Below are 14,219 nucleotides of genomic sequence, written 5' to 3'. Positions count from 1 at the left end.
TTTGGTTTCCCTGTGAGAGCCAGCCGCAGCTGCATCAATTTCTACTCTTTTTTCTATATTTCGGGTACTGCATTATGGGCAGAGACTATGATAGCCACAAACAAAATATATACTTCACCAGACGCTTGATGATACGCCATTCATATATGGAACAATGAGAATGAGGATTTTGAGTAAGGAACAGGTACCAAGTGCTCCAATTGAATTACTCAACGGGAAGCCGAGGGGCTTCCATCACTTGGGAGTGATAAAACACTTGGTACCCCGTTGAATAATCGCAACGGAGGAATCATAGAAGAAAAGCTGGATTATGTTAATAAATTATCATAGGCTATCAAATCGTATCAAAACGTTTCATATTACGATGAATTTTTTCATGCATGGAGGTGGAAGGGAAGGTTTGTTGAAAATATAAAATTATCACGAATTGAAAAGCTTGCACTCAGATTGACACTTGTAGTAAAAATGTAGTAAAAAAATATTTTTTTGAATTCTTAAAAAAGGAAGAAAAAGCTTTGAAAGTGCCTATTTAAGGCATGGTGCGGATGAAAGGACTTGAACCTTCACACCGTGAGGCACCAGATCCTAAGTCTGGCGTGTCTACCAATTTCACCACATCCGCGTAAAAAAATCTAAGGTGGTACGCCCTAGAGGATTCGAACCTCTGACCGATGCCTTAGAAGGGCATTGCTCTATCCAGCTGAGCTAAGGACGCGAGAGTTATTATGGTGCGCCCGATAGGGTTCGAACCTATAACCTACGGATCCGAAGTCCGTTGCTCTATCCAGTTGAGCTACGAACGCACATCCTTCTAAAACATCGCGTATCAAAAGGTATCAAAATAGAAACATGGGGTGGGTGATGGGTCTCGAACCCACGACCCTCAGAACCACAATCTGATGCTCTAACCGACTGAGCTACACCCACCATGATATGAAAATCTATTTGTCTTGAAATGATACTAAAAAAAGAAAAAACACGTGGTCGGGGCGAGAGGACTCGAACCTCCGGCCCCTTGGTCCCAAACCAAGTACTCTAACCATACTGAGCTACGCCCCGACACATTTCCCTAAATCGAACCCGATAAATGAGCTGAATTAGTGAGGCGAAATTATAATTGAAAAATATCCTAATGTCAATACCATTTGGCGATTTTTCATTTTAGCTATAATAAGGCCAAGTGAGTGGGGGAAAAATACGATGAAAATAGCGCAGTTTAGCAGAATCGGGTTTATGATGGCGGCGGTCGGTTCTGCCGTCGGTTTGGGAAACATCTGGAAGTTTCCGTATATTACGGGTGAATACGGAGGCGGTGCGTTCGTACTGGTCTATTTGATGACGGTTATGTTGGTCGGATTTACGGTGATGATAGCGGAAATGCTGATCGGCTATCTCGGACGTAGAGATTGTGTCGCCAATTTTGAGACATTGGCACCCAGACATAAGCAGTGGTGGAAACATGCGGGATGGATGGGCGTTACCAGCTCTTTGGTCATGATCTATTATTCGGTGGTAATCGGATGGATTTTAAATTATATTACGGTGGCGATGATACAGCTTCCTTCTTCGGTATCGGAGGCTGAAACGGCTTTTAATACTATGTTGAAACAAGGGCTCGGGACGCAAATCTTTTTTCATACGATCGCTTTTTTCATTACTACGGCAGTTGTCGCCAAAGGGATAAAAGGGGGGATTGAGAGATTTAATATGGTTTTGATGCCTGCTCTGATGCTGATTTTGGGGGTCATGTTCGTGTATGCGTTTAATATGGACGGATTTTCTCAGGCATTTTCATATATGTTTACACCCGATTGGAGCAAATTAACTTCCGAAGCGTTTGCCGTAGCGGTGGGGCATGCTTTTTTTACTCTATCACTGGGATATGGATCGATTATGATTTATTCGGCCTCTCTGCCCAAAGAGGGAAATATGGTGCATAGTTCTCTTTTCGTCATCGCCGGCGATACGATCATCGCATTGGTGGCCGGATTGGTACTTTTTACTTTCTTGTTTCAATATGGAGCCGAACCGGCTAAAGGGCCGGGATTGGTTTTTATCTCTTTGCCTGCCGTCTTTTTTCAGATGGGAGTCATCGGAAATGTTTTTTCCGTCCTCTTTTTTCTTGCTCTGGCGTTTGCAGGCCTTACGTCTGCCGTCTCGTTGGTAGAGCCGATGGTGCAGTATCTGATCGACAAATACGATTTTAGCCGTATTAAAGCGGCTGTTGTGATGGGGCTGTTCTTTTATTTATTCGGTATTGTCGCGATTTTATCGCAGATCGAATGGAGCGCTCCGGCATTGACGTGGGGAGGGAAAAACTTCTTTGACTGGATGGACTATATCACCTCTTCGGTATTATTGCCGACTGCAGGATTGGCGATGGCAATTTTTGTCGGATACGTGATCGAAAAGGAGCGGGTAGTATCGGCGTTAAAGCCGCAGATGGGGTGGTTTTTCCCTATCTGGTATTTCAGCCTTCGTTATATCGCGCCGATTGCGCTGGTGGTTGTCTTATTGAATTTAACCGGAATTATCAAAATATAGAAAAGCACTTTTCTGTTCAAGCCGAAAAGGCTCATAAGGGATTAAAACTGGATCATCCCGTCCACCGGCGAGCTGGCGGTAGCATACGGACGTTTCGGTATCCGTCCGGCCAAATAACTGAGTCTCCCCGCAATTACGGCATTTTTCATCGCTTCTGCCATCAGCATCGGATTCTGAGCCTGTGCGATCGCGGTGTTCGTCAAAACGCCGTCCGCTCCCAGCTCCATCGCTAATGCCGCATCACTTGCACATCCGATTCCCGCATCGACGATAATCGGTACTTTGACCGCTTCGCGGACAAACACGATGTTATATTTGTTTTGTACTCCGAGACCCGAACCGATCGGTGCGGCAAGCGGCATGATCGCATGGGCTCCCGCATCTTCGAGACGGCGTGCCATAATCGGATCATCTGAGGTGTAGGCCATGATCGTAAAGCCGTCTTTAGCTAACACTTCACACGCTTTGATGGTCTCCAATACGTCGGGATAGAGTGTTTTTTGGGTATCCCCGATCACTTCGAGTTTGATCAGATCGATGCCGGTTGCTTCACGGGTGAGACGAAACAGGGTGATCGCCTCTTCCGCTGTGGTACATCCCGCAGAGTTCGGCAGAAACTTCACGTTGGTTCCGGCAAAGGTATCGCGCAGATTCGGCTCGTTGGGGTTGGTGATATTCAGACGGCGAACGGCTACCGTGATGAGTTCGGAACCCGATGCCAGTGTAGCGGCTTTGGTCGTTTCAAAGTCGGCGTATTTTCCGCTCCCGACGATGAGCCGGCTGCCGAGAGTATATTTTCCGATGTGTAAAGTATGCATAAAATAGGCTCCTTAGGAGATGAATGGGGGTTTATAACATAAGAAATCTTAGGGTTTCTACGATTCTTTGACAATAGCAATAACGCTTAAGGGGAGAATCTCGTGTTCGATTGCCCGGATTTTGGCGGTAAAGCTCTCCAGTGTTTCATCTTCGGATCGGTTGAACGAACGTTGGGCAATAATTTCTCCTCCGTCGAGTTCGTCACTGACCCAGTGAACACTGACCCCGCAGGTCTGGTCACCGCTCTCGAAGCTTCGCTCGATCGCTTTGGCCCCTTTGTAGGCCGGAAGGAGGGAAGGATGGAGATTGATGGAGCGGATTTGGGAGGTAAAGACCGGCGTCAAAATCCGCATAAAACCGCATAAGACGACCAGATCGGGATCGTATTCCCGGATCATCTCGACCAATGCCGCATCATAGGCTTCACGGGTATCAAATTGGGTGTGATCGCATATTTCGACCGGAATTCCGGCTGCTCTGGCTTTGGCGATACCGCCGGCCTCAGGATTGTTGGTGATAGCACAGGTGATAAGTGCATGTTTATGGTGGATTTTTTCAATCAGGTTGGCGAGGTTGGTCCCCTCGCCGCTAAAAAGGGCGATAATTCGTTTCATAAAGTAGTTATTCTTTCTATAATATCCAGTGGAGTAAGGGCGTAATTGTTGATGAGAGCATTTCGTGCAGCCAGCGTATGGGCAAGCGATGCATTGAGAGCTGCTTCAAACGGATCATATCCCTGTGCAAGCAGAGCACCGATCAGTCCTCCCAAAACATCCCCGCTTCCCCCTTTTGCCAAGGCAACGGTGCCGTGCGGGTTGATGACGAACGTGTCGTGTCGGGCAACGATGACATTGGAACCTTTGAGCACTAAAACGGCATGAGGATAGGCCGCACAGAAACGCTCGGCATAGCTGAATCGGTCATTTTGGAGGGTCGCTACATCGATGTCGGCTATGCCGCAGACTTTTAGAATATGGGCGAATTCTTTCGGATGGGGTGTCAATACGATATTTTGGCGCTTTAGAAGGGAGAGGAAAAGCGGATGATAAAAAATATCGGCATCCAAAATCATCGGATGGGCGTTGTCCAGAAGCCGGGAGAGTTCGTCATCGCAAAACTCTTCTCCCAGCCCCATCCCCAAAGCGATTGCCGTAGCGGTTGCGGGGAGGGAATGGCTTTGCATCAATTCATAGGGGATGGCAACGTTTTCGTTGCTGATGAGGCTCACGAGACCGGTTCCGAACCGTAATGCGGCTGAACCGGCAAGAACCGAGGCCCCGATCTTCTCGCCGCATATCACTGCCAAATGGCCGTAACTTCCTTTGTGCGTCGAGGTGCGGGTACGTGTCGGAAGCGATAAATCGCTCTCATCGGCGAGCTGCCATGATGAGGGAGTCTCATAGGACGAGCGGGCAACTCCCAGATTGGCTACGGTGACGGTACCGATCACCTCTTTGGCTGCGTCGCTGTAGAGAGAGCGTTTGAGCGCACCCATCGTTACGGTCAGATCGGCTTTGAAGGTATATTGTTCCAAAGTTCCCGAAGCGTAGAGCCCGCTTGGGATATCACAGGCGATTTTGTATCCGTTCAGGGCATTGAGCTGTTCGAGCACGTCGATGGCAGTCGGTCCCAAAGGACGGTTCAACCCGCTTCCGAACATCGCATCAACGATCGTATCGTAACCTTCGTCAATCGCGGAAAACTTGACACCGAGTTTTTCGAGACGTTCGCGCTGAAGCTGGCATAACGCGGAAGACGCTCCGAAGGGGAGATGCACGCTCAAAACGTAATCGGGATAGAGCAATCTGGCCAGTGCCAGCCCGTCGGCTCCGTTGTTGCCGCTTCCGCAGACAATGAGAACCCGACCTCCCGTCGTCGTATGAGAGCGGACGGCATGTTCCAGAGCTGTTGCGGCATGTTCCATCATGAGCTCTTCGCTAAGGGCATAGTTGGTGACACAGCGTCGGTCGAGCGTGGTGACTTCGGTATAGAGGTTTTGCATTCTGCACCTGTTTTAAAGGGTTATTCGGATATAATTACTTTTATGAAGAACGATTATATCGCAATAGCCAAAAACACACTTGAAATTGAAGCGCAGACTCTGCATGAAGCAGGCGAAAAGCTGGGCGAAGAGATTGCACGCTCGGTAGAGATGATCCTCGCATGCCGCGGAAAATTGATCATTACCGGGGTCGGTAAATCAGGATTAATCGGTGCCAAGATCGCCGCGACGTTCGCATCGACCGGGACACCGAGCTTTTTCCTCCACCCGACCGAAGCGTTGCACGGAGATCTCGGGATGATCGGTAAAGAGGATGCGGTCCTGGCGATCAGTTACAGCGGAGAGAGCCCGGAACTAAGCTCGATTTTGCCTCATATCAAACGCTTTGAGATTCCTCTGATCGGGATGACGCGCAACCCTGCCTCTACACTCGGACGTTACAGTGATGAGGTGATCGACATCAGCGTAACGAAAGAGGCGTGTCCTCTCGATATCGCGCCGACGAGTTCGACGACATTGACGTTGGCGATGGGGGACGCGTTGGCCGTATGTCTGATGAAGGCGCGCAATTTTCAAAAAGAGGATTTCGCTTCGTTTCATCCCGGCGGAGCATTGGGCAAGCGCCTTTTTGTCAAAGTCAGCGATTTGATGCGGACGGAGAACCTTCCGGTCGTAAATGAAAATACGTCGTTGAAAGAGGCGATTTTGACCCTCAGCGAAGGGCGTTTAGGGACGGTGATGCTGACCGACGACGCGGGGAAACTCTCCGGATTGCTCAGTGACGGCGATATCCGCCGTGCACTGATGAACGATACCTTTTCACTCGATGCGCCGTGTATCGGATATGCGACGAAGAATCCGATGACGATCGACGACTCTTCGATGCTCGCCAGCGATGCGTTGGTGTTGATTGAGAACAAAAAGATCCAGATGCTGGTCGTGACGGATAAAAACAAGATGATCCTGGGAGCACTCCATCTCCATACGTTGGTCGAAGCGGGTATCTCATGATGCGTCTGAACAAATTTATTGCCCACTATTCGACCTATTCGCGTCGCGAAGCCGATCAGGCGATTTTGGACGGTTATGTTCGTATTGACGGAGAGGTCGAGACCAATCCTGCCGTACAAGTCGATGAACGTGCCGCAAACGTGACGATCAGCGGTAAAAAAATTGTTCCGCAGGATCAGTTTACGGTGATCGTGTATAACAAACCTCGCGGGGAACTTGTTACGAAAAAAGACCCGCAGGGGCGTAAAACGATTTACGATTCCCTCTCTAAAAACTATCGCCATTTCATCCCGGTCGGGCGGCTCGATTTCGCATCGGAAGGACTGTTGCTGCTTACCGATGCTTCGCGCGTCGCTACGGCATTGATGACCTCTAAAATGGAACGGGTGTACAAAATCAAAATCAAAGGCCCTGTCACCGATGCGATGAAAGTGGCGATGGGCGAGGGGTTGGAGCTTACGGACGCAACGGCGGGAGCCCACGAACATTCGACAGTCGAATCGATGAGCTTTGCCCCGTTTTACGCCTATCAGATCCAAAAGAATCAGGGCGATTTTTCAGTCCTTAAAGTTGCGATCGGCGAAGGACAGAATCGGGAACTACGCCGCTTTTTCGCCCATTTCGGCGCGGAGGTCGTCGATCTGAAACGGTTAAGCTTCGGAGGGATCGATCTGAATAATCTTCCGACGGGGAAAGTCCGCTTTTTAGAGCGGAACGAATACAGCTCTTTACGGGAATTTTTGGATACGGTTGAAAAAGAGCAGACGAAAAAAAGCAAGCCGAAACCTGCGGCAGAAGAGAGAGCGGTGAAAAAAACACCTCATAGCACTCATTCAAAAAGTGAGAAAAAAAATACTACACGGGAGAAAAATAGATGAAAATACTGAAGTTTCCAACCAGCCACAAAACACAATTGATGGATATCAGTGCCGAAGTCAAAGAAGCGGTGATTATGTCGGGAGTCAAAGAGGGGATTTGCGTCGTGTTTACCCCTCATACGACCGGAAGCGTCTTTTTGTTTGAAAATGCGGATCCGAATCTCCGCCGCGATTTGTTGAGCGCACTGAGCAAAGTGATTCCAAGCGATGAAAAATATACCCATGTCGGAAGCAATGCCGCTGCTCATTTGAAGTCGTCGCGCATGGGCTCATCGGTGAGCATCCCGGTTCACGAAGGGCGTCCGATGTTCGGAAAATGGCAGGGAATTTTCTTCGGTGAATTCGACGGTCCCCGCCAAGCACGCGAAGTCGTTGTCAAAGTGATTGCTGGATAAACGTTGGCCGATTTTACCTATCTTCTGCGTCCCAAGACGTTTGATGACGTCGTCGGACAGCCCCATTTATGCGCTCAGGGCGCTCCGCTGAGGACGTTATGCGAAACGGCGGCTCTTACCCACTCTTTTTTTTACGGACCTCCCGGCTGCGGTAAAACGACTCTGGCCCGTATTATTGCAGAAGTCATGGAATATCCATTTTACGAGTTCAATGCAACGTCTCTCAAGATAGAACAGCTGCGGAAAATTTTCGACCAATACGAAGGTTCGCTGAGCAAGCCTCTCATCTTCATCGATGAGGTGCACCGTTTGGCAAAAAACCAGCAAGAGGTGTTATTGCCGGTTATGGAAAAAAACAGCGTGTTAGTGATCGGTGCATCGACGGAAAATCCCTATTTTAGCTTGACTGCAGCGATGAGATCGCGTTCGCTTTTATTTGAGCTGCATTCCATCGGTTATGATGCGTTAGCCGATTTGTTAGAACGAACCGGGGTCGAGACGGAAACAGAAGCCCGTGATTATCTGATCGCAAGTTCCGGTGGAGATGCCCGTGCCATGCTTAAATTGCTCGAAGTCTCTACAGCGTTAAATCAGCCGATTACGATCGAGCTACTTAAATCGCTCCGTCCCGCAGCCCAGTCCCTGGGAAGTTCCGAAGCAGGGGTCCATTACGATCTCGCTTCTGCTCTCATCAAAAGTATTCGGGGTTCCGATCCCGATGCCGCGATCTATTATCTCGCCCGTCTGATAGAGGGGGGAGAACCGCCGGAATTTATCGCCCGCCGTTTGGTAATCCTCTCCTCCGAAGATGTGGGCAATGCCAATCCTCAGGCGTTGACGCTGACGACGTCGGCGATGATGAGCGTCAAACAGATCGGATATCCCGAAGCTCGTATCATATTGGCGCAAGCGGTCATTTATCTCTGTGCATCGCCAAAATCAAACACTGCCTATAATGCGATCAACGCGGCACAGAGTGCGGTAAAAAACGGGATCATCCTCGATATTCCCGAGGCAATCCGTCAGCAGCATAAAGGGTATTTGTATCCGCACGATTTCGGCGGATGGGTGGAGCAGAAATACCTCTCCAAACCATTGAAATTCGTCGAATTTAAAAACAGCGGATATGAGGCTAAAATGGGCGAATGGATCGAAAAAGTGTGGGGAAATAAAGGGTAGTCAGAGATGGCTTTTACTCGGTAAAATGTTCTACGTACCTGTCTCTACCGTGTTCTTTCGCATCATAGAGGGCATCATCTGCCATTTTGATCAGGGCCTCTTTGTCGATCATACAATCGTGATCTTTGAACGCGATTCCGACACTGATGGTAACATAGGGTTGAAGCGATGAGTATTCGTGCGTGATATTGAGCGAATGGACTGATTCGATCAGATTTGCGGCTACTTTTTTAGCTCCCTCTCTATCGATGTTTTGAAGTAGGACGACAAACTCTTCGCCTCCGTAACGAAACGCCATATCGTTTGGTCGTTGGAGTGTATTTTGAAGGGAAGAGGCTATATGGGTTAAACATTCGTCCCCTTTACCGTGTCCGTAATGGTCATTGTATGATTTGAAGTAATCGACGTCGATCATCAGTACCGCGAATGTTTTTTTATCTCTTAGCGTCTCTTTGTATTTTTTTTCGTATGTCTCATCGAAATAGCGCCGATTCGGGATATGGGTTAAACCGTCGATCATCGAGAGCTCTTCGAGCCAATCGCTTTTGAGTTTTAGAGCTATATGATTTTTGACCCGGATGTTGACGATCGTCGGATGGAAAGGCTTCGAGATATAATCGACCGCCCCGAGATTGAGTCCGTACTCTTCGTCTTTGACATCGTTGCGGGCTGTCACGAAAATGATGGGTATGTTATTGGTCTGAGAGCTGCTTTTGAGTTTTTTGCACACTTCGTATCCGTCCATCCCCGGCATTTCGACATCGAGTAAAATAAGATCGGGCTTCTCTTGAGAGCGTGCGATTTCCAGAGCTTTCGGGCCGTTTTTGGCCACTTTGATTTTATAGGTATCCTGCAGCAGGTTGGAGAGGAGGGCGATATTGGTCGCGGCATCGTCGACTATCAGTATCGTGGCTTTTGAGTCGGGTATTTTCATAGGTTCCATTCACTCATGATTGTTAAAGCTTTTTCGTAATCAAAGTCTTCAATCGCCTCACTCCAATGCGCAAGTGACTGAGAATCGACCAATCCGCGGATGCTCTCAACGAAACTCTGCTCCGTCTCTAATTGTACTATATTCCCGTTTTTAAGATCGTGTCGCAGCGTTTGAATTTTTGTTTGAAGTTCATCCGAATCCATTTTTTTCGCCGGGGAAGAGAGGTCGGATGGAGATGAAAGCAAATCGCGAAGGACGATCTTGACCTCTTCCATAGCACTTTTTAGGCGATGGATATCCTTTGCATCAGCCGATTTTCCTTCTTTGAGCTGTGAATTTAGAAAGCTGCATTGTTCGAACAGATTTTTGGCTCCCAGATTTCCGCTGACCCCTTTTAGGGTGTGAATTAAAGGCGATGCGGCGGGATCATTTTCGGATAGTAGAAGGGTCAGGGTCGAAAATTCGTTTTCCAATTGAGAAAGAAATTTACTCAAGAGTTTATGAAGCAGCTCTTCTTTGCCATTGACAAGATCGAGGATGTATTGTTTGTCTAAAACGGAGGTCGAGAACGTCGAATGTGCAGGTGGCGTTTCTTCGGACGGGAAATTTTCCCTCTCTGTCCATTTGATAATGATGGCGTAGAGTTCGTCCATATCGATCGGTTTGCTCAAATGATCGTCCATTCCGGCGGTAAGCGCTTTTTCTTTGTCTTCGATCATGGCGGCTGCGGTGAGGGCGATTATCGGTATATGGGCATTATATTCACGAATCGATGCCGTCGCCTCGTATCCGCTCATAATCGGCATTTGCAAATCCATCAAAATGAGATCGAAATAGTCGGGATCGGAGAGGAAAATACGTACCGCTTCTCTTCCGTCTTGAGCGACTTTGACATCGATTCCGGCTTTTTGGAGCATTATGGTCGCCACTTCCTGATTGAGTTCGTTATCCTCCACCAAGAGTACGTTGATTCCGCTTAGATCGGGAATGGTGTTTTGTTCTTTGTGCTTAACCATTTGATGAATACCGTTTTTAGCTATGGAGAGGGCATCGAAAAGGGTGGAACTGGTCACCGGTTTGGTCAAGAAAGCCTCGATCTCGATATCATCCAACTGTATCTCTTCGATAGAGTGGGCGCTTACCATCAAAATCGACGGGAATTTAGTACGGATGAGTCCTTCTTCTTCCATCTTTTTGATCTGCTTGATCGCCTCTTTTCCGTCCATTTCCGGCATATTCCAATCCATTATGACGACATCGTAACTGATCTCTTCGCTATCGGCTTTGAGAATCATGCTAAGCGCTTCATCGGCGCTTGATGCGACATCGGTCGTACATCCGAAACTATCAAGAATGTCTTTAAGGATGATTTGAGAGATCTCTTGATCGTCGACTATCAATATCCGATACGCCTGTTGCCGGATGACCGGATGTTCCGGTTCCCATGAGATGACCTCCACCTCAAGTTCGAAACGAAATGTCGAACCTTCTCCTTTGGTACTGTCGATTTGCAGCTCTCCCCCCATCGCCTGAAGCAGTTTTTGTGAAATAACGAGCCCGAGACCCGTTCCGCCGTATTTACGGGTTGTCGATGTGTCCGCTTGACTGAAAGGTTTGAAAATTTTTCCCTTTTCTTCAGCGCTTAATCCGATACCGGTATCCTTGAGGCTGAATTCGATGAGTGCATATTTCTGGCGTCTCTCTTTCAGAGAAATATCTAGAGTGACGGTTCCTTCATGAGTGAATTTGAGTGCATTGCTTAAAAGATTTGATAGAACCTGATCGAGCCTCAATTCATCTCCGATAATAATACGCGGAACATCGTTGTGGAGGTAAAAATAGAGCTCAACTCCCTGTGCTACGGCACTTTGGTTAAAAAGGATCCGAAGCTGGGAGAGAATGTCTTCGAGGTTGACGTGTTTGAGCTCCAATTCCAGTTTATTGGCCTCGATTTTCGAATAATCGAGGATATCGTTGATGATACCGAGGAGCATTTTGGATGAACTGGTGATTTTATTGAGGTAATCTTGTTCTTTAGGAGTTAGATCGCTGTTGAGCATCAACTGGGATAATCCTAAAATAGCGTTCATCGGTGTCCGGATTTCATGGCTCATATTGGCCAAAAAACGGCTTTTGGCGATGTTGGCTTCTTCGGCTTGCTCTTTAGCGACAATCATCGCTTTTTCCGCTGTTTTACGATCGGTGATATCTTGGAGCGTCCAGATGATCCCTTTGGCCAGATCGGCATCGTCGAGAGGCGTGCCGGATACGGAACACCAAAAAAGGGTTTTGTCTTTTTTCAGAAACGGATATTCGATGTTGGTGATGCTGCTTCGTGAAAGGGCTTTGTACTCTTCTTTAAAAGCGTTAAACGATTCGTCTGAGATATGGATCAAACGGAAACTTTTACCGATCAGCTCTTCGGGGGCATAGCCGAACATCTCGCAGGCTCTTTTGCTGGTTTCGATGATGATGCGTTCCGGTGATGCCAAAAATATTCCGACGGCGCTGTTATCTAGCAACGCTTTGTTCAGTGCGGAAGCAGTGAGCAGTTTTTGTTCGGATTTTTCCCGTTCGGTGATGTCGAAGATAATAGAGAAAAGAACCTTTCTACCGTTGAGCATAAAGGGGGAAGAGTGGGCTTCCACCGTTTTTATCTCCCCGCTTTTAAGTTTATGTTTGAAGATAAAAAAATTCTGTTTCTCGGTTACTGCGGCTTTGGTCTCCTGATCGATCTCTTCCGTGTCGAGGATATTGATTTTACCGATATGCATCCCTTGCATCTCTGCCATAGAATACCCGTAAAACCGTCCTGCCGAATAATTGCTGTCTAAAATCATATTGGTTTCGGGATCGATAAGGAGCATCGGTGCATCTTGTTTCATGAACATAGTGCGAAATTTTTCTTCGCTCTTGAGAAGTTCCTGTTCTGCTGTTTTACGATCGGTGATATCCAAAACACTCCAGATTACACCCGTGTCTCCCTGGTCGAGTTCGATTTGGGTTCCCAGAAATTCACAGATCACTTCATCCCCGTTTTTGGCTTTGAACGGGTATTCGATTTTTGCCCTTTCCCCGTCCTTTGCTTTTGAGAAATAGGAAGCAAAATCGCGGTACTTTTTCTCATTCAAATGGACGAACGATGCATTTTGCCCTATCAGCTCTTCTTTGGTATAGCCTAAAATGTCGCAAAAACGCTGATTGCTCATAATAATGTCTCGATTTTGGTCTACAACGAAAATACCGGCGGCATTGTTTTCGAAAATATTGTCCAAACGCTGTTTTTGCAGTGAAAGTTTTTCCGTAATTTTCACTGCCATAGCGTGCGCCTTTTCTTCGGTCCGAAAGATCGAGAGCATGATCGCAAAAACAGAGAGGGAAAAAAGAATTCCTATGAGTAAAATTATCCACGGTTCGTAAGTTCGGGTTTGATCGAATAAATCGAGATAGGGGCGATAATAAAGATTCCATACATTTCCGGCACTCAAGTACCAAAAAGCGGCAATACTCAAAAGAATTCCGATGGTTAAAACAGCATAGGCTAGTATTCGTTTCATATGGAGACCTAAAGTTCATAATTAATCTATTATACTTTAATTAGACAAAAAGAGCGATGATTTTCGTTTTATGAAGATACGGGTGTAGAAAAACGTTTTAGGTATGGGATAACCGATATCCCATTCCGTATATACTTGTCAGCGCTTTTTCCGGAAGTTTTTTTCGCAGCCGCATCATCATACTGCGGATATTATCGGAGCTGACGTCGATCGTGTTGAGATAAAAATGGTACAGAATATCGTCGGTACTGCAGACTTGTTCAAATTTTTGGGTCAATATCTCCATCAGCAGGATCTCGTATTTTGTCAGAGGGATAGCACTTTCACGGTCAAACAGGAGCTTTTTTTCCAAATCCCAAAAAATATCCTGATTGAGGGCGATGATGTTCTGCGGATGCTCGGCAGGTAAATGGGCTTGATTGATCTTGCTGCACACTTTGTATAAAGTTTCAAACATTTGGGGATATTGAATCGGCTTGGTGATGAACTGGGCGACACCGATATTAATCAAGGAGAGAAGATAGTCGGCTTCCGCATGAGCGGAAAGGATAATAATAGGTTGTTCTTCCCGGAGTGAACGCAGTTCGGCTGTGAGTTCCACACCGTCCATGCGGGGCATCCGGATATCGGAGATGACGAGATCGTAATGTTTTTGTTTTGTATCGTAATATGCACGGTATTTTTCGAGAGCATCGTATCCGTCGACGGCGCAGTCGACACGGTAAAAATACTCTTCGAAAACAGCACTCATCCGTGTGCGTAAAGGGGCGCTGTCTTCGGCAAAAAGGAGCGAAAGACGTTTGGTCTGCTCTAGTATCTGTTGTTGGTTCTCAATCAAATCTTTTTGTCCCGTATCGTCAAAATAATCAGATTATAACACAATACCTGCTGAGCGATATT

At 47.3% G+C, this 14,219-nt stretch carries 11 protein-coding genes and 5 tRNA genes; 5 read left to right on the top strand and 11 right to left on the bottom strand.

What is annotated here, in order from left to right; translation table 11 throughout:
- Positions 1-537: 537 nt before the first annotated feature.
- The 5 genes from Q0389_RS04775 to Q0389_RS04755 all read right to left on the bottom strand — a co-directional run bounded on the left by Q0389_RS04775 (position 538) and on the right by Q0389_RS04755 (position 1,059).
- A tRNA-Leu gene (locus Q0389_RS04775) sits at positions 538-622 on the bottom strand.
- 16 nt (positions 623-638) lie between these two features.
- Positions 639-715 (bottom strand) — tRNA-Arg (locus Q0389_RS04770).
- Between the two features lie 11 nt (positions 716-726).
- Positions 727-803: transfer RNA gene (locus tag Q0389_RS04765), tRNA-Arg, on the bottom strand.
- Between the two features lie 47 nt (positions 804-850).
- Positions 851-927, bottom strand: a tRNA-His gene (locus Q0389_RS04760).
- 54 nt (positions 928-981) lie between these two features.
- Positions 982-1,059, bottom strand: a tRNA-Pro gene (locus Q0389_RS04755).
- Between the two features lie 141 nt (positions 1,060-1,200).
- On the opposite strand from Q0389_RS04755, the gene Q0389_RS04750 reads away from it, so the two are divergent.
- On the top strand, positions 1,201-2,544 hold the full coding sequence (locus Q0389_RS04750) for a sodium-dependent transporter (RefSeq protein ID WP_298692143.1): 1,344 nt from the start codon (positions 1,201-1,203) through the stop codon (positions 2,542-2,544).
- A gap of 41 nt (positions 2,545-2,585) precedes the next feature.
- Here the strand turns inward: Q0389_RS04750 and Q0389_RS04745 are convergent, their stop codons facing one another.
- From Q0389_RS04745 to Q0389_RS04735, 3 genes are read right to left on the bottom strand one after another with little or no spacing between them, the layout of a single operon-like run.
- On the bottom strand, positions 2,586-3,362 hold the full coding sequence (locus tag Q0389_RS04745) for a thiazole synthase (RefSeq protein ID WP_298692141.1): 777 nt from the start codon (positions 3,360-3,362) through the stop codon (positions 2,586-2,588).
- A gap of 57 nt (positions 3,363-3,419) precedes the next feature.
- Positions 3,420-3,977 (bottom strand): phosphoribosylglycinamide formyltransferase, encoded by a 558-nt coding sequence (purN, locus tag Q0389_RS04740; protein ID WP_298692138.1) that lies wholly within the window; start codon positions 3,975-3,977, stop codon positions 3,420-3,422.
- On the bottom strand, positions 3,974-5,365 hold the full coding sequence (locus tag Q0389_RS04735) for an NAD(P)H-hydrate dehydratase (protein ID WP_298692135.1): 1,392 nt from the start codon (positions 5,363-5,365) through the stop codon (positions 3,974-3,976). The genes purN and Q0389_RS04735 overlap by 4 nt, the downstream gene beginning before the upstream one ends.
- Positions 5,366-5,407: 42 nt before the next feature.
- On the opposite strand from Q0389_RS04735, the gene Q0389_RS04730 reads away from it, so the two are divergent.
- The 4 genes from Q0389_RS04730 to Q0389_RS04715 are packed head-to-tail and all read left to right on the top strand — an operon-like array spanning position 5,408 to position 8,828.
- Positions 5,408-6,376: a KpsF/GutQ family sugar-phosphate isomerase gene (locus Q0389_RS04730; RefSeq protein ID WP_298692133.1), complete on the top strand. Its 969-nt coding sequence runs from the start codon at positions 5,408-5,410 to the stop codon at positions 6,374-6,376.
- Complete coding sequence (locus Q0389_RS04725) at positions 6,373-7,254, top strand: pseudouridine synthase (RefSeq protein WP_298692130.1); 882 nt, start codon at positions 6,373-6,375, stop codon at positions 7,252-7,254. Before Q0389_RS04730 ends, Q0389_RS04725 begins: the two co-directional genes overlap by 4 nt.
- Positions 7,251-7,649 (top strand): secondary thiamine-phosphate synthase enzyme YjbQ, encoded by a 399-nt coding sequence (locus Q0389_RS04720; RefSeq protein ID WP_298692127.1) that lies wholly within the window; start codon positions 7,251-7,253, stop codon positions 7,647-7,649. Before Q0389_RS04725 ends, Q0389_RS04720 begins: the two co-directional genes overlap by 4 nt.
- 3 nt (positions 7,650-7,652) lie before the next feature.
- Positions 7,653-8,828, top strand: a complete 1,176-nt coding sequence (locus Q0389_RS04715) for a replication-associated recombination protein A (RefSeq protein ID WP_298692125.1) — start codon at positions 7,653-7,655, stop codon at positions 8,826-8,828.
- 13 nt (positions 8,829-8,841) lie between these two features.
- Here Q0389_RS04715 and Q0389_RS04710 read toward each other — a convergent pair whose 3' ends face one another.
- The 3 genes from Q0389_RS04710 to Q0389_RS04700 all read right to left on the bottom strand — a co-directional run bounded on the left by Q0389_RS04710 (position 8,842) and on the right by Q0389_RS04700 (position 14,157).
- Positions 8,842-9,771 carry a diguanylate cyclase gene (locus Q0389_RS04710; protein WP_298692122.1) on the bottom strand — a complete coding sequence of 310 codons (930 nt, stop codon included), beginning with the start codon at positions 9,769-9,771 and terminating at the stop codon, positions 8,842-8,844.
- Positions 9,759-13,319, bottom strand: coding sequence for a PAS domain S-box protein (locus tag Q0389_RS04705; protein WP_298692119.1), 3,561 nt, complete (start codon positions 13,317-13,319; stop codon positions 9,759-9,761). The genes Q0389_RS04710 and Q0389_RS04705 overlap by 13 nt, the downstream gene beginning before the upstream one ends.
- Before the next feature lie 97 nt (positions 13,320-13,416).
- On the bottom strand, positions 13,417-14,157 hold the full coding sequence (locus tag Q0389_RS04700; RefSeq protein ID WP_298692117.1) for a response regulator transcription factor: 741 nt from the start codon (positions 14,155-14,157) through the stop codon (positions 13,417-13,419).
- Positions 14,158-14,219 lie beyond the last annotated feature (62 nt).

Source organism: uncultured Sulfuricurvum sp. (assembly GCF_937936435.1).
Lineage (GTDB): Bacteria > Campylobacterota > Campylobacteria > Campylobacterales > Sulfurimonadaceae > Sulfuricurvum.
This window is presented reverse-complemented; position numbering and strand designations above follow the sequence as displayed.